The following is a 20,115-nucleotide window of genomic DNA, read 5'->3' on the forward strand; positions in this document are numbered from 1 at the left end:
GGGGTCTCCTCAAGCCATCTCTGCAACGAGGCCGCCTAGCGTCCTGAGCGCCGCTTCCGTCTGCGCGGTCCAGGGGTAGCTATAGTTCAGCCGGATGAAATAGCGGAAATCGTTACGCGTCGAAAACATGTAGCCCGGCCCCACCGTGATGCCGCGCGCGAGCGCCGCCTGATAAAGCCGCATCGAATCGACGCGCTCGGGCATCTGCACCCACAGCACGTAGCCGCCCTGCGGCGAAGAGATGCGCGTACCCGACGGAAAAAACCGCAGCACCATCGCACTCATCAACCGGGCCTGCTGCCGGTACAGCTTGCGCACATGCCGCAAGTGGCGATCATAGCCGTCCTGGCGCAGATAGTCGGCGACGGCCACCTGCGGCACCGAAGGCGTCGTCAGCGTGTTCAGGAACTTGAGCTTTTCGACCTGCGGGCGGTAGCGGCCCGGCATCGCCCAGCCGATCCGGTACGACGCGGTCAGGCTCTTCGAAAACGAAGCACAGTGCAAGACAAGGCCCTTGGTGTCGAAGTTCTTGAGCGTCGTCGGTCGCGCTTCGCCGAAATACAGTTCCTGATAGACGTCGTTTTCGATCACGGGAATATCGTGCCCCGTGAGCAGGTCGACAAGCTGCTTCTTCCGTTCGTCGGGCATCTGAAAACCCAGCGGATTCTGGAAGTTCGGCATCACCATGCACGCCGCGATTTTTTGTTCGCCGATAATCTGCGCCAGCACCTCGATGTCGATCCCCTCGGTCGGGTGCGTCGCTACGGCAATCGCGCGCATGCCCAGGCGTTCGATAGCGTGCAGCATCGCGTAGTAAGTCGGCGACTCGACCACCACCGTGTCGCCCGGTTTTGCCACGGCCTGCAGGCTCAGATTGATCGCCTCGGTGGCGCCGAGCGTGATGATGATTTCGTCCGGGTCCACCGGCACACCGTTTTCGGCGTAGCGCCGCGCAATCTGGCGGATCAGTTCCGGATTGCCGGGCGGCAGGTCGTCGATCAGATTCCAGCTCGAATGACGGCGGGCGATCGCGTTCGCGTACTGGTTGATGCGCCGCCAGGGGAACAGAGTGGGATCGGGGTACGGCGAGCCGAGCGGCACCGCGTCGTGCGCGCGGATGCTGCGTAGCGTGGACAGCACGAGCCGGCTCACATCGACTTCCGAAGCGGGCGCAGGCGGCGCCGCCAGTTCCCGCTCGTTCTGGGGCGCCGCCGCCGGTTCGCGCACGAAATAGCCCGATTGCGGCCGCGTTTCGATCAGCCCGCGGCCTTCCAGCAAGGCATACGCGTGCAGCACGGTCTTGATGCTGACGCCGTGCTGCTGGCTCGACTGCCGCACCGAGGGAATCCGCTCGCCCGCCGCGAACACGCCGCGGCGGACGGCTTCGCCGATTTCATCGGCGAGTTTTTCGTAGAGCTTCAAGGGTCGACAACAACATAGGACAAGGGGAATGACCGAAGTCTATGACAAATCTCAAGAAACTGTATCCCTCGCCTTTCCAGTTTTCTGTGTTCCGCCATCTTTTCGGAACACAGTAAGCTTGCGTTCATCGGCAAATCCGCCCATTCCAAACAACAGGTCATGAAGAAACCCGAAGCGCGCATCGAGCCGTACACCCACCCCGCAGCGGGTTGGGGAGCGCTCAAGTACGTCGCGATCAACCTCATCAAGGAGAAGGTCGCCGGCGGCAACTACAAGACCTTGTTCAAGCAGAACCAGCCGGATGGCTTCGATTGTCCGGGCTGTGCCTGGCCGGATCGGGAACACGCATCGACCTTCGAATTCTGCGAAAACGGCGTCAAGGCCGTCGCCGCCGAGGCCACCAGCAAGCGCGTCACACCCGCGTTCTTCGAGCAGTACACCGTCGCAGAACTGATGACGCAGTCCGACTACGAACTCGAGCAGCACGGCCGCCTGACCGACCCGATGGTCTACGACGCAATGCTCGACCGCTACGTGCCGATAGGCTGGGACGAAGCCTTCGATCTGATCGCGCGTCATCTGAAAGCCCTCGACGATCCCGACCGCGCCGCCTTCTACACCTCGGGGCGCGCCAGCAACGAAGCCGCGTTCCTGTTCCAGCTGTTTGTGCGCATGTACGGCACCAACAACTTCCCGGACTGCTCGAACATGTGCCACGAGGCCACCAGCCGCGGCCTGCCGGGCACGGTGGGGGTCGGCAAGGGCACGGTCACGATGGACGATCTGGAACACGCCGACACGCTGCTGATCTTCGGCCAGAACCCGGCCACCAACCATCCGCGGATGCTCGGCGAACTGCGCGAGTGCGCGAAGCGCGGCGCGACCATCGTGTCGATCAACCCGCTTAAGGAGCGCGGTCTTGAGCGCTTCGCCAGCCCGCAGCACCCGGTTGAAATGCTGACAATGGGCAGCACCCAGATCAGCTCCGTGTTCATTCGCCCGAAGGTGGGCGGCGACTTCGCACTGATCAAGGGCGTCGCCAAGCGCGTGATCGAACTGGACGACGCGGCACTCGCGAACGGCGCTGAACGCGTGCTGGACGTGGACTTCATCGCCGAGCACACGGTGGGCTTCGACGCCTTCGCCGACGATCTGCGCGCCGAAAGCTGGGACACCATCGTCGCCGAAGCAGGCGTGCCGATGGAAGACGTGCTCAAGCTCGCCGACATCTACGTCAAGGGCAAAGCGGTCATCTCCACCTGGGGCATGGGCCTCACGCAGCATAAGAATTCGGTGCCGACGATCCAGATCCTGTCGAACCTGATGATGATGCGCGGCATGATCGGCAAGCGCGGCGCGGGTCTGTGCCCGGTGCGCGGCCACTCGAACGTGCAGGGCGACCGCACGGTGGGGATTGAAGAGCGTCCGACCCAGGCGTTCCTCGACCGTCTCGGCAAGGTGTACGACTTCGAGCCGCCGCGCGAACACGGCCTCGACGTCGTGAACTCGATTCAGGCCATGCTCGACGGCAAGGTGAAGGTGTTTATCGGCCTGGGCGGCAATTTCTCGATCGCGACGCCGGACACGCCGCGTACGTGGGAAGCCATGCGTTCGTGCGATCTGACCGTGCACATCACCACCAAGCTGAACCGCAGCCACCTCATCCACGGTCGCGATGCGCTGATCCTGCCCACGCTCGGCCGCACGGAGATCGACATCCAGAACGGCGTGGCGCAAGGCGTGAGCGTCGAAGATTCGTTCAGCATGGTGCACATCTCGTACGGCATGAACAAGCCGGCCTCGCCGAATCTGCTGTCGGAGATCGCGATCGTCGCGCGCATGGCGGAGGCGACCCTCGGCAGCGCCAAGGTCGATTGGCGCGCCCAGACCAACGACTACGCGCTGATCCGCGACGGCATCGAAAAGGTGTTCGACGGCTTCGAGAACTACAACGAGCGGCTCAAGACGCCAGGCGGGTTCCATCTGGGTGTCGCCTCGCGCGACCGGATCTGGAAGACGCCGAGCAACAAGGCGCAGTTCGTCGTGCACGAGATCTCCGTCGACACGCCGATTCACCGCGCCCGCAGCCGCCATGGCGAGCGCCTGATGACGCTGATGACCACCCGCTCGCACGACCAGTACAACACCACCATCTACGGTCTCGACGATCGCTATCGTGGCGTCTACGGTCAGCGCCGCGTGCTGTTCGCCAACAAGGACGACCTTGCGATGCTCGGCTTCGCGGCCGGCCAGCGCGTAGACATCACCAGCGTGTGGGACGACGGCGTCGAGCGGCGCGCGGACAGCTTCCTGCTGGTCGAGTACGACATTCCGCGCGGCTGTCTGGGCGCCTACTACCCGGAGACGAATCCGCTGGTGCCGCTGTCGTCGGTCGCGGATGGCGCCGGCACGCCGACGTCGAAGTCGATTCCGGTGCTGCTCACCGCTTCGGTGGAAGAAGCGGTCGCCGCCTGAGACGAAAAAGCGCTCAGACCGTGAAGGTCTGAGCGAAGCCATCGGGATTCCAATGGCGGAGGTATCGAAACAAACGAAACAGGCTCGTTAGCGGCGGTGATGCCGCGAACGAGCCTGTTTGCTTTTGGGCGGTGCGCAAGGATATTGCGCATCCGCTAGCCGGCGAGCGGCGGCCGGACGGGCCGCCGTCAACCGCTTATTGGCCAAACTTATTGGCCAAACTTACTGGCCGAAATACACCGGCTTCACGCCAGTCGAAGCGGCGGGAGCGGTAGCGTGCACACCGACTGCGGTGGCATTGGCCACGCCGCCGTAGGCGCTGGCCGAGCTGTTTTGCTCCGACACGCGCGCTTCCGCAGCCTGAATGTTGGCCGGATAGAAGGGATCCGAGATGCCCGGACGGTAGCCGGCCTGTTCGAGCTGAACCAGCTCGGCACGCACCTGGGCACGGGTGACAGGGGCATTCGACTGTTGGGCAAACGATGCGACCGGAACGACGAGCGCGGCGGCGACAGCAACGGCTTGAATGAGCGACTTCATGGTTACGACCTCCAGATTTTATTTTCTGCCGCTGCGAACACCTTGTTCGCAGCCAGTGATTGCATTCTAGTTATGCAATCCATCTGGAGTAATCACCCTATTTGCGAAATATTATTACGCAAATTGATACAAAGCACGCTCAGCGATGGCTGCGCCCCAGCGCGCGACTAGACCAGCAGTTTCACCAGCAAGGAGCCGATCAATCCGGCCGTGCCGACAATGACGAGCGTCTGGATGATGGTCAGCGATTTACGCGGGGCGGAGGCAGAAGCGTTGGTGGAGGAGGTCACAAGTATTTCGGGTTTCGATTCGAGGAATGGCAGACGCCGCGCGGCGCACGGTTCGAACCGTACGATTTGCGAAGGCGTGATTGTACGGTGAAGTTCGAGCCGTGCGGATTTTGCGCGGTGCGATGGATTGCCGCCACGCCGGGCGCGCAGTGCGTGGCCAATCGCGTACGTCAGTTCTTGACGGGGAAGTACCAGAGGTTGCGGTCGGTATAGCCGAACTGCGAGATGATTGCCCTCAGCGTGCCGTCAGCGCGGATTTCATCGAGCGCGCGAGATACGGCGTTGTTCAGATCGACATCGTTCTTGCGCAGCGCGTAGCGTGCGTAACCGTATTCCTGCGGCAGCGGCGTGTAGTCCGTCACGATCTGCATGGGAGCAGTGGGATGCTGCTTCAGGAACTGCGAGATCTTGATGTCGTCTTCCATCGCCACGTCGAGACGTCCGGCTAGCAGATCGGCGAATTCAGCCTCGTTGCTCGTATAAAGCTTCAGCTCTTTCAGGTCTTTGCGCTGGCTGAGCAACTGGTGGTTGATGCTGCCGCGCAAGGTCCCGATGGTATGACCGGCAAAATCGGCCCACGTGTGAATCTTCGCGGGATTGCCGCGCGGCACCGCGATGCCCGAACCGTACCAGTAGGCCGGACTCGTGAACGCCACGACATGCAGGCGCGCCTCCGTCTCATGCAGGTTATCCACGATCACATCGGCGCGACCGGACAATAACGTGGGGATCATCGCGTCGAAGGGCACGATATTCCAGCTGACCTTCGTGATGCCAAGGCGTTTGGCGATCTCGCGAAAGATGCGCACGTCGGCCCCATCAAAGCTGTTGGTCTTGCTGTCCTGAAACGTCGAAGGCGGATCGGAGGCAATCACGAAGGTGATGCCGTTTTCGAGCGCGCGCTTGAACGAGCCGTCGCCGCCGTCGAAACGCGTGCTGCTGAGCGCGGCGCCATCGGCGCCCCGGGCGGGAGAGATAGAAAGCAGAGCCGCCATCATCGAAGCAAACATTAGCGATGTCATTCTCATGGAGCGCTCCCAGGTCGTTTTTAAGTTTTGGTCTTAAGCAGGCTTACGGGCTCACTGTCCCGCCTAGTTGCCGGTTTCGCTCCCACAGCGAGCGCAGGAATTCGCGGGTGCGTACTTGCTGAGGCGCGGCAAAAAACGCCGCCGGCTCGCCCTCTTCGACAATGCGTCCATCCGCCATGAACACAATGCGATCGGACACTTCGCGCGCAAAACCCATCTCGTGCGTGACGACGACCATCGTCATGCCTTCGTCGGCAAGCGTGCGCATCACACGCAACACCTCGCCTACCAGTTCCGGATCGAGCGCCGACGTCACCTCGTCGAACAGCATGGCTTCCGGCTGCATGGCAAGCGCACGCGCGATCGCCACGCGCTGCTGCTGCCCGCCGCTCAACTCGTGCGGGTAGGCGTTCGCCTTCGCGAGCAGACCGACCTTGTCGAGCAAAACATTGGCCTCACGCGTTGCATCGGATAACGAACGACCGAGGACGTGAATCGGCGCAACCGTGATGTTTTCGATCACGCTCAAATGCGAGAACAGGTTAAAGGATTGAAACACCATGCCGACCTTGGCCCGGATCGCCTCGATCGCCCGGTCGCTATCGGCGCGCCGTCTACACCTCTGGAGGTTTTGGTAGACCGGTACCTCATCGAAATAGATCGTGCCGCTGTCGATGGTTTCCAGATGATTCATGCAGCGAAGCATCGTCGACTTGCCCGATCCGGACGGTCCGACGACACTCAGCACCTCGCCTTTGGCGACGCTGAGCGACACGTCCTTCAACGCATGCAGCTCGCCGAAATGCTTGTTGACACGCTCGAGACGGATCATTGCGTCGCCGCCGTGGCCTGCGCCGCGCTACCCGCCGGCTTCGCCTTGCCGCCGACGCTCATGCGCCGTTCGAGCCAGCGCACCAGCAACGCGCTCGGATACGAAAACGCGAGGTAGATCGCCCCGATGATCGTGAACACGGTCGCGTACTGGAAGTTGGTCGACGAAACGATTTGCCCCGTGAAAATCAGCTCTTTGACGGTGACGATCGAAACCAGCGAGGTGTCCTTGAACAACGAAATGCCGTAATTGCCGAGCGGCGGAACCACCACGCGAATCGCCTGAGGCAGCACGATCAGGCGCAGCATCTTGCGGCGCGACATGCCGAGGGCCTTGGCGGCTTCGATCTGGCCTTGCGGAACGGCGGCGATGCCGGCGCGGTAGACCTCGGCGAGATAAGCCGAATAATTGATCGACAGTCCGATCACGCCCGCTGTAAACGGATCGAAACGAATCCCGAACGAAGGCAGAACGAAATAGATGTAGAACAGTTGCAGTAGCGCGGGCGTCCCACGGATCACCTCGATATAGGTCGATGCACAGGTGCGCAAGATCCGCGAGCGCCCCAGTTTGACGAGCGCGATCACGAGCCCGAGCGGCAGGCTGATCAACATGATGCATGCGGTGAGCGCGAGACTGGTGGCCGCGCCTCTTAGCAGAGCGGGCATGTAGTCGCCTGCACCGTGCCAATCGAACAGGGCCAGAAATGTTGTCAGCATGGAATTCCTTCGTGCCAATGCCCCGCGCACGCAACCGGCCGGTACGCCGTACCGTGGTGTCGCGTCAAGGCAATCCTCTCGTTGTCCTGGCCTAGGTCGTTTGAAGTGTAAGGACTTCCGGATCCACTTCGGCACCGAGCATCCGGCTTACCCTATCCGCGTGTCTTCGCAGCGTGCGGCCCAGCTCATGCAGGTCGTCGTCGCTCAAACCGCTTTTCAGCGTGGTCACGCTGATCGCCGCAACGCCCTCGCCTTCGCGGTTGGTAATGGCCGCGCCGATACACACCACGCCGATGTTGTCCTCTTCGTTATCGAACGCATAGCCGCGCTGGGCAACCAGCAACAGATCGGTCATCAATTCGGCGGGTGTCACGAGGGTGTATTCGGTGCGCCGCGGCATACCGGTTTGCGCCAGCAGTTTGACGACCCGCGCCGGCGGCAGCAGCGCCAGCAGCGATTTACCGAGCGCCGAGCAATGCGGCAGTTCGCGTTGCCCCAGCGCGGACGCGATCCGCAAGATGCCGGGCGCGTCGACGCGGCTGATCGCCACCGCGTAGCCATGATCGAGAATCGCTAGGCGCGAAGTCAAGCCGGTCAGCGCGGTGAGATCGCGCAGCACCGGCATCGCAAGCTGCGAAACGGCGACATCTTCCGCGGCGCGATCGCCCAGAAAGACCAGCGACAGTCCTAACCGGTAACGACGCGAACCGCCAAGCCGGACATCGGCTACGAAGTGGCGCAGCAACAACGTCTGCAATAGCGCAAACGCGGTGCTCTTCGATACGCCGATCTGCTCAGCCACTCCCGCGACGGTCATCCCCTCGTTGCCGGCCTTCCCCAAGGCCTCAAGGACATCGAGCGCGCGATTAACACTGCGTAACGCGTATCGGTCCTCTGCAGTTTGAACTGCATCTGTCATTTTGTTTTGATTCCGTCTGATTGATGAAACTGCCCCGATAGCATCCCACATCTCATATTGACAGTCACTAATCTGGAAATTACCATAAAACTACTGCCGAACACGGTTCGGTAGAGCCGAACAAATTAATTATTCGGTACGCGGCGTTCCTGATTCACGGTGCGCCCCACCACGAAAAATAGCGACAGGAGGCCGCATTCGAGTCGACGACGCGTTCCGGGGCTTTTTGCGCGGCGTCACCCACTCGGCGGCAAGCGACAATGGGAATAATCTCCGAGAGAGGTTTGTGCATTGGCGAGCAGTCGAAAATGTCAGGCGCGCATTCGGCAAAACTCGTCCACAGCGAAATCATGCATATCCGGCTTGTAATCGAGCGCCTGTCGGTGTCCGATCTGGACCGCTCGGGCTTGCCTCGCGCCTATTGGCGCAAGCGCCTGCAAAGCGTCATGCAAAACCATCAATTGTCACCGGCCCAGTTCGACGAAATTGACCGGATTCTTGGCACGCTTAACGAGTAGCGAGTCGCGCGAATACTGCGAATTTTCCCTGACTAAAATTCGCCGCGAAATCCTCTGCACATTTCCATCCATTTCAATTCAATTTTAAGTCAGTAATTAGTACCTTATTCATCATACAAATACGGGTGTTGCTCCTTCAAGAATGCGACCCGGTTGTGACATATTCGGGTCCGCTCGCTGACACCCGTATGATCTGACCAATCCACAGAGCCCCGCACTCATCAGGGTTTGGTTTTCGCGATATAAAACGTAAAATCCGCTGCATTCCAAACACTGTCCAGGAGAGACCTCGATGACTGCGGGCGCAACCGGGCCAATTGCGGCTACGACCTATCGCGGCGACGCGATCGAAAACACCCATAGGGCGCACGTCGCGGTGGTCGATGCGCAAGGGCGTCTGCTTTACGCGTTCGGCGATCCGGCGCGGATGACGCTGGCGCGTTCGGCAGCCAAGCCCGCGCAGGCGCTCGCCGTGCTCGAAACCGGCGCACTCGAGCGCTTCGGCTTCGAGGAGGCCGATCTCGCGCTCATGTGCGGCTCGCACAGCAGCGAAGAGCGGCATATCGAGCGCGCCCGCCGGATGATTGCGAAAGCCCACGCGAGCGAAGCAGATCTGCGCTGTGGCGGCCATCCGCCCATTTCGGACGCCGTCTACCGGTCGTGGATCAAACGCGATTTCACACCGGGCGCGGTATGCAGCAACTGCTCCGGCAAGCACGCCGGCATGCTCGCGGGCGCGCAGGCGCTCGGCGCAGCCGTGCAGGACTACCACCGCCCCGACCATCCGCTGCAGGTGCACGTGAAGCACACCGTCGCCGAGGTCTGCGATCTGCCTGACGAGAGTGTCCAGTGGGCGATTGACGGCTGCAACCTGCCCACGCCCGCTTTTCCGCTGGAGCGTCTGGCGCGGCTATATGCGAAGCTGGCCGACGCGGCCGCGCAACCCGCCGGAGAGGCCGCGTCTGCACGCAGCGCTGCGCTCGCGCGCATCTATCGTGCGATGACCGGCTATCCCGAGATGGTCGCAGGCGAAGGGCGCTTTTGTACCATGCTGATGCGCGCTTTCGACGGGGCGCTGGTCGCCAAGGTGGGAGCGGACGCGAGCTATGCGATCGGCGTCCGGCCGTCCGGGCAGACGGCGCGGCTGGGTGCGCACGGCGCGCTGGGAATCGCGGTGAAGGTGGAAGACGGCAATACGACGGTGCTTTACGCCATCGTGGCCGATCTGCTGGGCCAGCTCGACATCGGCACCGCCGCGCAACGCGCCGAGTTCGAAACCTTCCGCACCCCGCCGATGCGCAACACGATGGGCGTGGAGACCGGCCATCTGGCGCTGTCCGTCGCGCTCGAACCGGTTGGCGAGGCACGTTAGGCCCTAAGTCTCTATACCTTACCTGGCAGTCCGCGTGAGGGTAGAGAAGCCAGCGAGGCGCGGCACCGCTCGTGCCCGCCGCCGGAAGCCGCCACCCTGCCCTAATTGCACTTCACAATGGCCGACAGCGCCGATATATCGCGCCGCTCATCGCCGAGGCCCGGTGTTACGCTGAACCGATATCTATTGCCGGTCGAGCGCGAGCCGCGAAGCGGGGATGGGTTCGCGGCGCCGCATGCCTTCGGGCCGTGAACCCGGACACGGATTGCAGCGAGACCGCATCAGGAGGCGCTGCGATGAAAATGACGATCCCGATGAGCCTGGCGCTGTTGACCTTGAGCGGCGCCGCTTCGGCGTGGCAGCCCGTGGTTTACCCGGTCCGCAGCCAGAGCGCATCGCAGCAGAGCGTCGACGCCGCCACCTGCTACAGCACGGCAAGCCGTCAGTCCGGCGTCAACATCACGCGTGAAGCCCAGTCGCCGATGCGTCCGAAGCTCGCCTCGGGCGCCGTAGGGATTGGCGGGGCGGGCCAGGTGTCGCAACCGCCGCTCCCCGCAAGCGGTACGACGGCGGCCAGTGGTAGCGTGCCGGCCAGCGCGGCGATGGCAACTGCGGCGCCGGCTAGCGCCAGCGGTACACCCGCCGCCGCGGCGCAGGCCAGTGAGCCGATGCCCAAAACCGACAAGAACGGCGTGCCGGAACTGGGTGGTGCCAGCGAGCCGCTCACCGAGGCCGAAGTCAAAGCGCCGCCGATGCCGCCACCTGAACCGCCGATGACGCGCTACTGGCGCGCCTACGCAACCTGCATGCAAGGGCGCGGCTACACCGTGCAGTGAAGGCGGGTTATTCGCTGCTGGTCCATTCCACGTTTGCCCCGACCGAGCGCAGGTTTTCCACGAAGTGCGGATGCGCGCGGCGGATCGGCAACGCGTTCATGATTTCCGAACGGCCCTCGATGCTGGCGGCGACCATCAGCAGCGCGATCGCCACGCGAATGATGTACGGACTTTCGACTCGAGCCGGACTCAACGTCAAACCGCCAAACGTGATCAGCCGATGCGGGTCGGACAGGAACACGTGCGCACCGAACTTGGAGAGTTCGCCGGACCAGCCCATGGCGCCGTCATACACCTTGTTCCAGAACATCGCGCTGCCTTCGGCCTTCACGCCAAGGGCGATGAAGATAGGCAGCAGATCCACCGGCAGATACGGCCAGGGCGCCGCTTCCACCTTGGTGAGGATGTTCTGCGTGAACGGCCGGCGGACCTTCAACGGCCCTTCGCGAAGCGCGCGGGACCAGCCGTCGCGATGCTCCACTTCCACGCCGAACTTGGCGAACGTCCGGTCGATCAGCGGGAACTGCTCGGGCGCGGTATTCCGCACCACGATGTCGCCGCCGGTAATCGCACCCAGCGCCAGAAACGTGGCGATTTCGTGGAAATCCTCGCTGAAGCGGAACTCGCCGCCGCCGAGCGGCTTGCCGCCCGACACGCTGAGACGCGAGGTGCCGATACCTTCGATCTCGACACCCAGCATCGCGAGGAAGCGGCAAAACTCCTGCACGTGCGGCTCGGACGCAGCATTGACCAGCGTCGACGTGCCCTTCGCCGATGCCGCGCACAAAACGAAGTTCTCGGTCGTGGTGACCGACGCGTAGTCCAGCCAATGCTGATTCGCGCTCATCTGCGTCTCGGCGCGCACGATCAGCGAATCCGCCGTGCGTGCGACCCGTGCGCCGAAGCGCTCGAACACCTCGACGTGCGGGTCGATCTCGCGCACGCCGAGCGTGCAACCCTTCACGTCGTTCTCGAGACGCGCCACGCCGAAACGCGCCAGCAACGGCGGGACGAGCATGATCGACGAACGCATCTCCTCCGGCAACTTGTGCGCGACGGGATCGAACGCGGTGGCGTGATGATGCAATTCGAGAATGCCGGTGCCGAAGTCCATCGACACTTCGCTGCCGAGCATGCGGAAGATGTCGAGAATCTTCTTGACGTCGGTGATCTCGGGGACGCCGATCAGGCGCAACGGCTGGCAGGTCAGCAACGTGGCGCAAAGAATCGGCAGGACAGCGTTTTTATTGGCGGATGGCTCGATCTCGCCGCGTAACGGGAGACCGCCATGAACGATCAGGTTCGACATGTTCGGGAGGTGCTGAAAAGAGGGGACGTGAGGCCGATATCATGCCACCGCGCGGGCCGCGCCGCTGAACGGAAACATCCGATTTTTGCGTTATATCGCGCGGCCGGCATGCGGAACCGTCGCCGCTATCGCCAGAATTTCCAATTAAGTCCGCGCCCGTCGAATATAAAAACCCATAACCACCAATAATCCGCATCGTGACTTATTGAATGAAAAATATCATTTCACATTCAATGTTTTGCACAAAATTCCACAAAAGTCGACAGACTATTTTTTAACACATGCTAATTTCATATCCGTAAAAAACGCTGACCGGCGTCACACGGCTTCTGCACAACGTGGAGCTTACATAACGTAAAGCCGGTCGCGTCCGGCAGCAAATCATTTACGTCGACGGATTCAACCATGCGAATCGCCATACTGACCGCCTACGCGAGCGAGGCGGAGTTCCTGAAACTCCATCTGGAAGCCGAACGCTACGAATGCCATCTTTTCAGGTCCGAGCAGGACCTGTACAAGACGGCGCTGCATTGCCCGTTCGAATTGCTGCTCCTCGGTCGCATGGCGGAGGAGATGAATTTTGTCGAGATACTTACCCGGATCCGGGCCAACCTGCCGGTCGCGCTGCCGGTCCTCGTCTGTACGGACCGCGAAGTCACACCCGAAGTGCTGTGCCTCTTAAATGCGGGCGTGGATAATACCTTGTGTCGGCCTATTACGCCCGGCATTCTGATTTCGCGAGTCAGCGCGATCCTGGGACGCATTTACCCAACCGTACAAAATATCCCAGAGGAAAGTTTCGGCGAATATCGCTTCGACCATTACGAACAAGGAGTATTTATATCAGGTAATTTTATTGGCCTGACCCGAAAGCAATACGATTTCGCCTTATTGTTATTCCGGAATATGTCCCGGCCGGTTTCGATATCGCATATTCGCGAGGTGGTCTGGAATCAGAAAGCAGCTCTTGTCTCGAGGACGATCGACAGCCACGCATCCATGATCCGTACGAAGCTGAATTTGCGGCCGCGCAATGGCTATATCCTGAGCAGCGTCTATCGCTACGGATACATTCTGGAGCGGGTCAGCGCGCTCGGGATGACAGCGGGACGCCACGGTTATCCGGGCTAGCGCGGTGCACCCAAAGCGCAGCCTCGCGCCGTCAACCCTGCAAGCGGGCTTCGATCCGCCCAATCAACCGGTCGGCCCAGCTGCGCAGCAGCGTATTCGACGCCACCAGCGGCGTCGAATAGCCAATCACCTGGTACACCTTGCCGCGCTGGATCTTGGAGACCTTGTCCGGATCGAGCCAGGCGTCGTTATGAACCAGCAGCAGCACGGTCTCGAGGCCAATGAGCACCGGCCACAGGCACGCCAGCCTTAAGCGGACGGCGAACGCCGGAAGCGCCAGCGTATAGTCGACCGCCTCGCGGAAGTGGTCGAGCGTCAGGCGGACCAGTTCGAACAGCAGCGGTTGCGCGCGCAACGAATTGGCCGGCTCGAGCAGGTCTTGCGGCGTGAGGCCGAATCGATCCAGCATCTCGACGGGCAGATAGCAGCGTCCAATCCGCAAATCCTTGCCGCAGTCGCGCAACACGTTGGTCATCTGCAGCGCCTTGCCGAAGCGAACCCCACGGCGCAGCATCGTCGACATCGTCTCCGGCGAGCTTTTCAGCGTGCCCGGCATGTGCGCGTAAGTCATGCGGGTCCAGAATTCACCGACGCAGCCCGCGACCAGATACGTGTAGCGATCGAGCTCGGACCCTTCGCGAAGCGCAACGATCTGCCCCGAACGTTCGTCCGGGAAAGTACGCAGGTCGAACTCCATCCCCTCGGTGAGCGTCGAGACGATCTCGCGCACGGCCTTGCGATCCGCCTCGCTGAGTTGCGCCAGGATCGCGAGCGCGGGGCCGAGCGACTCGAGCAACACCTTTTCGTCCGACTGCGTCTGCTGCGCCGCCACTTCCACCGACATCCGCTGCAGGAACGCGCCCTGGTCCCCCCCGCCGTTGACCTGAGCGCGCAGCGACAGCAGCAATTGCAGCCGTTGCTCCGGCGGAATCAGGGAGGTGTCCGCGATCGTATCGGCGGCACGCGCGAGAAGATACGCGAGACCAATCGGGTCGCGCATTCCGGCGGGCAAGATACGCAGCGTGAGGTAAAAGGAACGTGAAACGCCTTTCAGCAGCGGACCCAGGAGATAGGTCCGGGTAGGATTCAGCATGGATCGGTCAGGTCGGTTTGGGACAAATTAGGCGCTGCCGAATTGTATCCTGCAAACGGTGACCGTCCTGTCGGCGCTCCACAAGTCGGCCTCAGTCATTTACGCGGGCAGCCAAGGCACTCTGAGAACCGTACGCCGGCTGCCGCGAGGAGATCCGCGTGAAGGGATGGCTTCGCGACACTCGGCGCCGCCGCGGAGGCCCCGAAGCCTCGCGGCGTGAGCCGACCTTTCAATCGCGCGGTTGGCCCAACTTGGCAGCCGCCTTTTCCATGTGACCGCCGAAGTCGTGCCGCATCGCCGACAGCACGCGGTTGGCGAAGTCCCCGTCGCCGCGTGAGCTGAAGCGTGCGAACAGCGCCGCGCTCAGCACCGGCGCGGGCACGCCTTCGTCGATTGCCGCTGCGACCGTCCAACGCCCCTCGCCCGAATCCGACACGCGTCCCGAGTACTGCTCGAGGCCCGCATCGCCGACCAGCGACGCAGCGGTCAGGTCGAGCAACCACGAGCCGATCACGCTGCCGCGCCGCCAGACCTCGGTGATCTCAGGCAGATTCAGGTCGTACTGATAGAACTCCGGGCCGTGCAGCGGCGAGGTTTCGGCGTCCACATCCTGCGTCTTTTTGCCGGCATTGGCGTTGTGGAGGATATTCAGCCCTTCCGCATAAGCCGCCATGATCCCGTACTCGATGCCGTTGTGAACCATCTTGACGAAGTGGCCGGCGCCTTGCGGCCCGCAATGCAGGTAGCCCTGATCCGCCGTACCTGCGTCTTTCGCGCGCCCCGGCGTGGGTGTGGCCGCGCCCGGACCCGGCGCCAAAGTCGAGAAGATCGGCCCAAGCCGCTCGACCACGGCGGTTTCGCCGCCCACCATCAGGCAATAGCCGCGCTCGCGGCCGAACACGCCGCCGCTCGTTCCGACATCCACGTAGTGAAGCTGCTTCGCGCCCAATTCCTTGCCGCGGCGGATGTCGTCGCGGTAGAACGAGTTGCCGCCGTCGATCACGATGTCGCCCGGTTCCAGCAGAGGCGTCAATTGCGCGAGCGTCGCATCGACCACGGCCGCCGGCACCATCAGCCAGACGGCGCGCGGTTTAGCCAGTTGCTTGACCAGATCTGCGAGCGACGCAGCGCCTGCGATGCCATCCTGTTTGAGTTTTTCGACCGCCGCCGGCTGGACGTCGTAGACCACACATGTCTGACCGCCGGCGGTCAGGCGTCGCACCATGTCGGCGCCCATGCGCCCCAATCCAATCATGCCTAGCTGCATGTCTCACTCCTTACGTGCGAGACCGCGATAACTGCTGTCGCGGTCATTCAAGCAGTTGTGAATCAGGACCACCCATGCATGCGTGGCGCGGAACGACGCTCACATGCGCAAGCGAGAGTCCTGTACGGTCGTACCTTAGTACGTTAGTCGCCACCCGCTCGTTTCGCAGGGAATCTTTTCCGAAGAGTCGAGGGGTGGCGTGTGACGCGGCGCAGTTATTGCCGGGATGCAGTGCGCCCGCTTGTGGGCAGGCGCAACGGTGAGACAGGAGAGGGGCGGAAGTCGTTCAATTTGCGCAGAGGTGCGCAGCGCTGCCGCCCGCGATTCGCTTCAGCTTAGGTGCGTTGCGGCCACAGCGTGCGGCCAAAGAAGGTCAACGTGCGATCCCACGCCAGTTGCGACCAGACCGGATCGAATTGCGTCTGCGGAATGCGGCCCGGGCCGACGGCCGTTTCGTTGGCGAACGCATGATGCGCAAGGTAATGGTGCGATTCCAGTTCGACTTTCGCGTCGCGCAGTTTGGCCTCGACTGCCTCGACCGCGGCCGGCGGGAAGAACTCGTCTTGCGTAGCCCAATGAGCCTGCACCGGGACCTTGATCTTGTCGGCCTGGATGTACTCCAGCGGCGGGCAGCCGTACCACACCACGCCGGCCGCCAGTTCGGGAGTCTGACCGAGCGCCAGCAGGGTCAGCGCGCCGCCCATGCAGTAGCCGGTCAGACCGACACGATCCGCATGTTGCTTCAGATACTGCACGGCGCCGCGAATATCTTGCGACGCGGCGTCGCCGAAATCGAGGCCGGTCATCAAATGGTGCGCTTCTTCCTGCTCGACCGTCTGCTTGCCGCGGTAGAGATCGGGGACCAGCGCCAGATAACCGGATTGCGCGAGCCGGTCGGCTACGCCGCGAATCTGGTCGTTCAAGCCCCACCATTCCTGAATCACGACAATGGCGGGCGCGCCTACGGGGTTCTGCGGCTTGGCAAGGTAGCCCTCGACGTCCTTTCCATCGGGGCGGCGAAAGCTGATCATGGATCCTGGTGACTGTTTCATGAGACGTTCCTCGTTTAGGCGGAACGCATAGCATAGCGGTTGTCGCGCGGAGACGCTGGCGCGCCGGCCAGGGCTAATGCTTCGGCGCGGTGCGTCGGCGGATCCATTCGGCGAAGGCTTCATCTTCGATACGGTAGTCCCCCAGGGCGAGGCGAGTCACCGCGTTTTCCGACTGCAGCCGACGCAGCGCGTGGCCCGCGGTGTTTCTGGTTGCGGGCTTGCCGAGCATCACGGACAGCTTCGCCATGCCTTCCTTCGCATGCAGGTCCGATTCGCCGCGCGCAAGCATCGTGATCACGGCCTGGTCCGCCGGATTCATTTCGGTCCATTGCTTCAGGAAGTGCTCATCCGAAAACACCGAGGCTTTCGTGTGCGCGAGCGCCGCTTCCTCACCCTGCGGCTGATAGAGCATGTAGCGCTCGACGAACCGCTTGAAGAACTCCGGCGTGCGGTGCAACTCGTCAAATGCGCGCTTGCCCTGCTTCAGGGTCAGCACCTGCCGGGCCATGCTGTTCATCAGCTTGATTGTGAAAGCCACGAACTCATCGCCCAGCAACGGAAAGGCCTCCAACGGCGCCCAGTTGTAGAACGGCTCCGACGCGCGCGCGAACATCTCGCGCAGCGTCGTCTCGGAGCTGCCCGCGAAAATCACCTTGATGCTTCCCTTGCGAATGTCGAGCGCAGCACGCAGCGCGTGCGAGAAGTCGCCGTGCTCGGCGCGTGCCAGCACCTGCGCTTCGTCGATGACCAGCAGGAGCGGCTTTTTCTGGCGGTCGAGTTGCTTGAGCACCTCGCGCAACGCTTCTGATTTGTCGACGGCCTGCTGCGCCAGCTCCGCCTCCAGCGCACCTTCCGCGCCACCGGGAAGCTTCGCGCTGGCCCTGACCTTCTTCAACGGCTGGCCGAGTTTGGTGAGGACCGCCTTCACACCCTGCGGTTCCAGCGCATCGGTCAAAGCCGCCACCAGGGCAACGTCGGGGGCGGAACGGTTGTCCCAAAGATTGGTATAGGCAATCAGGTAACCGTCCGCCGCGGCCGCCGGCAGAAGGTCGCGGCGCAGGAATTCGGTCTTGCCCATGCGTCTGCGCGCGAACAGGCCGCGCGCAGACGACAGTTTCAGCTCAAAGGCCCGCAGATAGCCCTCTGCCAGCTCTGGCCGGGGGAAATGCCACGGGTCCGGCTCGATTGTTTCAGGTTTTCTCATCAGTTTTGAGACTTCTCAAAAGCAGTGAGAAGTCATGATACAGACGGGCCTGCGCACTGTAAATGACGTCGAAACGACCGCCGGTGGCCAGCCCGACGCGGCAACCTACGCCTCCTCCCCCACCCGGTCCGCCGCAACCGCCTGCCACTGCCGCACATAGTCCGGCGCGCCGATACGCGCGGCAGCCTCGTCCACCACCGGCGCCAGCGGCGACAATCCCATCGGCAACACGCCCGCCCAAACCGCCAGGCCCATATCCTCTTCGTCGTCCTTCGGACCGCCCGTGCGAACCTTGCACGCCGCCTCGTTCAGCGCCACGCGCAGCACGGTCGTTGCGGCCAGCTCTTTCGCATTGCCCGGCCGCACTTCTTTGGACCGCCCCGGCGCGATACCTTCGAGGAAAACGTCCAGCGCGGCACTTTTGTGGTCGTCCGGCACCGCCTCGAAGACACCGTAGATCACGGCGGAACGATAGTTCATCGAATGGTTGAACGCCGAGCGCGCCAGCACCAGCCCATCGAGATGCGTGACCGTCACGCAAAACTGCGCCCCGCTGCCCGCCAGCTTCAGCATGCGGCTGCCGTTTGAGCCATGGATGTAGAGATAGTCGCCCTCGCGCCAGCACGCAGTGGGAATGCAATGCACGCCGTGCTCGTCGGCAAACGCGACGTGACACACGTAGGCCTCGTCGAGCAGGGCATGCAGGGTCACGCGATCATATTGACCGCGCTGGGCAACGCGGCGCACGCGAGTGCGAAGAGAAGGGGGAACGCTGGTTTCCGCAGAGGTCATCGTGAGCGCCTGTATTCTTTTTTGGGAAAGCGCTCACGATAGTAAAAGTCAAGGCTCCCTGGGTAGGTCCACGGAACGCCCCATTTCTGGGGCCAGCAGCCACGCAGGATTCAAGTCATTTCACGCGCGCTAACGTGATGGCACGCTCCGGACAGGCGGTTACGCACAAACCGCAGGCCCGGCAAGCGTCGGCGTTCGGCGTGTACGCAACCTGCAAACCATGTACCCGCAGCTTGAATTTATGAAGCATGCCTAACTGCTGATAGTCTTCGTCGTCGATCTTGCGGATTTCGAACACGTTCTCGGGACATACGACCGCGCAATCGCCCTTGCCTTCGCAGCGTTTGAAGTCCACCACCGGGGCGATGACGCCCGCGGCCTGCTTGCAAGCAGCCGTCGATGCCTGTCTCATGGGTTGTCCTCCTGCGGCTTGCCGCGCGTCGACGAGACACCCTTCATGAAGTTCTCGCGTTCTTCCGGCGTCATGCGCTCCCACCTGCGCCACCCGCCGCGTCCGTGCCAGCCGCCGCGACCGCGGAATCCGCCAAACAGGATGCGGCTCAACACCAGCAGGCCCAGCGCGTGCAGATAATCGATCGCACGCCCACCGACGAATACCGCCGGGATCACCCAATTCCACAGCGCCATTACGATCCATCCCAGCACTGCAATCGCCACTAACGCCAACAGTGCCTTGCCGAAGAATCTCACTCTGCATCTCATCGACCTGCTCCTTTAAATATCCAACTCGTCATACACAGTCTGCAAGCTGGTGCGCAGATGCAGCACCGCATAACGCTTGCGCGCGAGCAGCGTGTTCACGCTGACGCCGCTCTCGGCAGCCAGTTCCTTGAAGCTGCGCCCTTCGAGTTCATGCGCGACGAAAACTTCGCGCTGATTGCCCGGCAATTCGTCGAGCGCCGCTTGCAGGGCGTCGAGCAACACCGATCGTGCATAGACCGCTTCCGGACCCGCTTCGTAGGACGGCAGCGCGAGATCCAGCCGGAACTCGCTGTCGTCGTCCGGCTCGCTCACGGTCTCGGCCAGCGGCTGCTCCCGTTTCTTGCGGAACACATCGATGATGCGATTGCGCGCCACCCGGAACAGCCATGCGCTGACCTGTTCGATCGGCGCGGGCAGCCGGTAGGCCTGCACGAACTCGTGAAAGACATCCTGCAAGATGTCTTCCGCTTCACTCGGATCGCGCACCCGGCGCCGGATGAAATGCCCAAGCTTGCTACGCTCACGCAAGATGGTTGCAGTGAGGTCGCGTTCTCGTTCGAGCATCGGGTCCGGGGTCGGCGGCGGTTCCATAC

The 20,115-nt window shown here is 62.4% G+C and carries 21 protein-coding genes; 5 read left to right on the forward strand and 16 right to left on the reverse strand.

What is annotated here, in order from left to right; genetic code table 11:
* Positions 1–9: 9 nt before the first annotated feature.
* Entirely contained in the window at positions 10–1,422 is a 1,413-nt protein-coding gene (locus BUS12_RS00275) for an aminotransferase-like domain-containing protein (RefSeq protein ID WP_074293695.1), read from the reverse strand.
* 159 nt (positions 1,423–1,581) lie between these two features.
* Here BUS12_RS00275 and BUS12_RS00280 point away from each other — a divergent pair, with 159 nt between their 5' ends.
* The gene (locus BUS12_RS00280) at positions 1,582–3,897 is read left to right on the forward strand and encodes an FdhF/YdeP family oxidoreductase (RefSeq protein WP_074293696.1); all 2,316 of its coding nucleotides are present in this window, start codon (positions 1,582–1,584) and stop codon (positions 3,895–3,897) included.
* A gap of 222 nt (positions 3,898–4,119) precedes the next feature.
* Here the strand turns inward: BUS12_RS00280 and BUS12_RS00285 are convergent, their stop codons facing one another.
* From BUS12_RS00285 to BUS12_RS00305, 6 genes are all read right to left on the reverse strand, one after another.
* Positions 4,120–4,437, reverse strand: coding sequence for a DUF4148 domain-containing protein (locus tag BUS12_RS00285; RefSeq protein ID WP_074293697.1), 318 nt, complete (start codon positions 4,435–4,437; stop codon positions 4,120–4,122).
* A 167-nt stretch (positions 4,438–4,604) separates the two neighbouring features.
* Positions 4,605–4,727, reverse strand: a complete 123-nt coding sequence (locus BUS12_RS39580) for a hypothetical protein (protein ID WP_290439554.1) — start codon at positions 4,725–4,727, stop codon at positions 4,605–4,607.
* Between the two features lie 170 nt (positions 4,728–4,897).
* Entirely contained in the window at positions 4,898–5,755 is an 858-nt protein-coding gene (locus tag BUS12_RS00290; protein WP_083640176.1) for a substrate-binding periplasmic protein, read from the reverse strand.
* Between the two features lie 43 nt (positions 5,756–5,798).
* Positions 5,799–6,587, reverse strand: coding sequence for an amino acid ABC transporter ATP-binding protein (locus tag BUS12_RS00295; RefSeq protein WP_074293699.1), 789 nt, complete (start codon positions 6,585–6,587; stop codon positions 5,799–5,801).
* Entirely contained in the window at positions 6,584–7,306 is a 723-nt protein-coding gene (ehuD, locus tag BUS12_RS00300) for an ectoine/hydroxyectoine ABC transporter permease subunit EhuD (protein WP_074293700.1), read from the reverse strand. The genes BUS12_RS00295 and ehuD overlap by 4 nt, the downstream gene beginning before the upstream one ends.
* A gap of 91 nt (positions 7,307–7,397) precedes the next feature.
* On the reverse strand, positions 7,398–8,276 hold the full coding sequence (locus BUS12_RS00305; protein WP_083640177.1) for an IclR family transcriptional regulator: 879 nt from the start codon (positions 8,274–8,276) through the stop codon (positions 7,398–7,400).
* 257 nt (positions 8,277–8,533) lie between these two features.
* Between BUS12_RS00305 and BUS12_RS00310 the strand changes: the two genes are divergently transcribed.
* The 3 genes from BUS12_RS00310 (at position 8,534) to BUS12_RS00320 (ending at position 10,951) form a co-directional block, all read left to right on the forward strand.
* The gene (locus BUS12_RS00310; RefSeq protein ID WP_143788211.1) at positions 8,534–8,743 is read left to right on the forward strand and encodes a hypothetical protein; all 210 of its coding nucleotides are present in this window, start codon (positions 8,534–8,536) and stop codon (positions 8,741–8,743) included.
* 292 nt (positions 8,744–9,035) lie between these two features.
* Positions 9,036–10,115, forward strand: a complete 1,080-nt coding sequence (locus BUS12_RS00315; protein WP_074293703.1) for an asparaginase — start codon at positions 9,036–9,038, stop codon at positions 10,113–10,115.
* Between the two features lie 296 nt (positions 10,116–10,411).
* A complete protein-coding gene (locus BUS12_RS00320) occupies positions 10,412–10,951 on the forward strand; it encodes a hypothetical protein (RefSeq protein WP_074293704.1) in 540 nt (179 codons plus the stop codon).
* A gap of 7 nt (positions 10,952–10,958) precedes the next feature.
* On the opposite strand, the gene BUS12_RS00325 is transcribed toward BUS12_RS00320, so the two are convergent.
* Entirely contained in the window at positions 10,959–12,260 is a 1,302-nt protein-coding gene (locus BUS12_RS00325; protein ID WP_074293705.1) for a UDP-N-acetylglucosamine 1-carboxyvinyltransferase, read from the reverse strand.
* A gap of 405 nt (positions 12,261–12,665) precedes the next feature.
* Between BUS12_RS00325 and BUS12_RS00330 the strand changes: the two genes are divergently transcribed.
* Complete coding sequence (locus BUS12_RS00330) at positions 12,666–13,391, forward strand: response regulator transcription factor (protein ID WP_074293706.1); 726 nt, start codon at positions 12,666–12,668, stop codon at positions 13,389–13,391.
* Between the two features lie 31 nt (positions 13,392–13,422).
* Here the strand turns inward: BUS12_RS00330 and BUS12_RS00335 are convergent, their stop codons facing one another.
* The 8 genes from BUS12_RS00335 to BUS12_RS00370 form a co-directional block, all read right to left on the reverse strand.
* Positions 13,423–14,484 (reverse strand): phytoene/squalene synthase family protein, encoded by a 1,062-nt coding sequence (locus BUS12_RS00335; RefSeq protein ID WP_074293707.1) that lies wholly within the window; start codon positions 14,482–14,484, stop codon positions 13,423–13,425.
* A gap of 229 nt (positions 14,485–14,713) precedes the next feature.
* On the reverse strand, positions 14,714–15,751 hold the full coding sequence (gene gnd / locus BUS12_RS00340; RefSeq protein WP_074293708.1) for a phosphogluconate dehydrogenase (NAD(+)-dependent, decarboxylating): 1,038 nt from the start codon (positions 15,749–15,751) through the stop codon (positions 14,714–14,716).
* A 335-nt stretch (positions 15,752–16,086) separates the two neighbouring features.
* A complete protein-coding gene (locus BUS12_RS00345) occupies positions 16,087–16,803 on the reverse strand; it encodes a dienelactone hydrolase family protein (protein WP_074293709.1) in 717 nt (238 codons plus the stop codon).
* Between the two features lie 73 nt (positions 16,804–16,876).
* Positions 16,877–17,881 carry an ATP-binding protein gene (locus BUS12_RS00350; protein ID WP_253189974.1) on the reverse strand — a complete coding sequence of 335 codons (1,005 nt, stop codon included), beginning with the start codon at positions 17,879–17,881 and terminating at the stop codon, positions 16,877–16,879.
* 231 nt (positions 17,882–18,112) lie between these two features.
* On the reverse strand, positions 18,113–18,799 hold the full coding sequence (locus BUS12_RS00355; RefSeq protein WP_074293711.1) for a pyridoxamine 5'-phosphate oxidase family protein: 687 nt from the start codon (positions 18,797–18,799) through the stop codon (positions 18,113–18,115).
* 115 nt (positions 18,800–18,914) lie between these two features.
* On the reverse strand, positions 18,915–19,211 hold the full coding sequence (locus BUS12_RS00360) for a 4Fe-4S dicluster domain-containing protein (protein WP_074293712.1): 297 nt from the start codon (positions 19,209–19,211) through the stop codon (positions 18,915–18,917).
* Positions 19,208–19,522, reverse strand: coding sequence for a hypothetical protein (locus tag BUS12_RS00365; RefSeq protein ID WP_074293713.1), 315 nt, complete (start codon positions 19,520–19,522; stop codon positions 19,208–19,210). The genes BUS12_RS00360 and BUS12_RS00365 overlap by 4 nt, the downstream gene beginning before the upstream one ends.
* Positions 19,523–19,534: 12 nt before the next feature.
* The gene (locus BUS12_RS00370; protein WP_074293714.1) at positions 19,535–20,113 is read right to left on the reverse strand and encodes an RNA polymerase sigma factor; all 579 of its coding nucleotides are present in this window, start codon (positions 20,111–20,113) and stop codon (positions 19,535–19,537) included.
* Positions 20,114–20,115 lie beyond the last annotated feature (2 nt).

Source organism: Paraburkholderia phenazinium (genome assembly GCF_900142845.1).
Taxonomy (GTDB): domain Bacteria; phylum Pseudomonadota; class Gammaproteobacteria; order Burkholderiales; family Burkholderiaceae; genus Paraburkholderia; species Paraburkholderia phenazinium_A.

Coding starts and splice junctions, on each gene's coding strand:
- BUS12_RS00280 (WP_074293696.1), top strand. CDS start 1,582: ATGAAGAAACCCGAAGCGCGCATCGAGCCGTACACCCACCCCGCAGCG.
- BUS12_RS00285 (WP_074293697.1), bottom strand. CDS start 4,437: ATGAAGTCGCTCATTCAAGCCGTTGCTGTCGCCGCCGCGCTCGTCGTT.
- BUS12_RS00290 (WP_083640176.1), bottom strand. CDS start 5,755: ATGAGAATGACATCGCTAATGTTTGCTTCGATGATGGCGGCTCTGCTT.
- BUS12_RS00295 (WP_074293699.1), bottom strand. CDS start 6,587: ATGATCCGTCTCGAGCGTGTCAACAAGCATTTCGGCGAGCTGCATGCG.
- ehuD (WP_074293700.1), bottom strand. CDS start 7,306: ATGCTGACAACATTTCTGGCCCTGTTCGATTGGCACGGTGCAGGCGAC.
- BUS12_RS00305 (WP_083640177.1), bottom strand. CDS start 8,276: ATGTGGGATGCTATCGGGGCAGTTTCATCAATCAGACGGAATCAAAAC.
- BUS12_RS00310 (WP_143788211.1), top strand. CDS start 8,534: ATGTCAGGCGCGCATTCGGCAAAACTCGTCCACAGCGAAATCATGCAT.
- BUS12_RS00315 (WP_074293703.1), top strand. CDS start 9,036: ATGACTGCGGGCGCAACCGGGCCAATTGCGGCTACGACCTATCGCGGC.
- BUS12_RS00320 (WP_074293704.1), top strand. CDS start 10,412: ATGAAAATGACGATCCCGATGAGCCTGGCGCTGTTGACCTTGAGCGGC.
- BUS12_RS00325 (WP_074293705.1), bottom strand. CDS start 12,260: ATGTCGAACCTGATCGTTCATGGCGGTCTCCCGTTACGCGGCGAGATC.
- BUS12_RS00330 (WP_074293706.1), top strand. CDS start 12,666: ATGCGAATCGCCATACTGACCGCCTACGCGAGCGAGGCGGAGTTCCTG.
- BUS12_RS00335 (WP_074293707.1), bottom strand. CDS start 14,484: ATGCTGAATCCTACCCGGACCTATCTCCTGGGTCCGCTGCTGAAAGGC.
- gnd (WP_074293708.1), bottom strand. CDS start 15,751: ATGCAGCTAGGCATGATTGGATTGGGGCGCATGGGCGCCGACATGGTG.
- BUS12_RS00345 (WP_074293709.1), bottom strand. CDS start 16,803: ATGAAACAGTCACCAGGATCCATGATCAGCTTTCGCCGCCCCGATGGA.
- BUS12_RS00350 (WP_253189974.1), bottom strand. CDS start 17,881: ATGGGCAAGACCGAATTCCTGCGCCGCGACCTTCTGCCGGCGGCCGCG.
- BUS12_RS00355 (WP_074293711.1), bottom strand. CDS start 18,799: ATGACCTCTGCGGAAACCAGCGTTCCCCCTTCTCTTCGCACTCGCGTG.
- BUS12_RS00360 (WP_074293712.1), bottom strand. CDS start 19,211: ATGAGACAGGCATCGACGGCTGCTTGCAAGCAGGCCGCGGGCGTCATC.
- BUS12_RS00365 (WP_074293713.1), bottom strand. CDS start 19,522: ATGAGATGCAGAGTGAGATTCTTCGGCAAGGCACTGTTGGCGTTAGTG.
- BUS12_RS00370 (WP_074293714.1), bottom strand. CDS start 20,113: ATGGAACCGCCGCCGACCCCGGACCCGATGCTCGAACGAGAACGCGAC.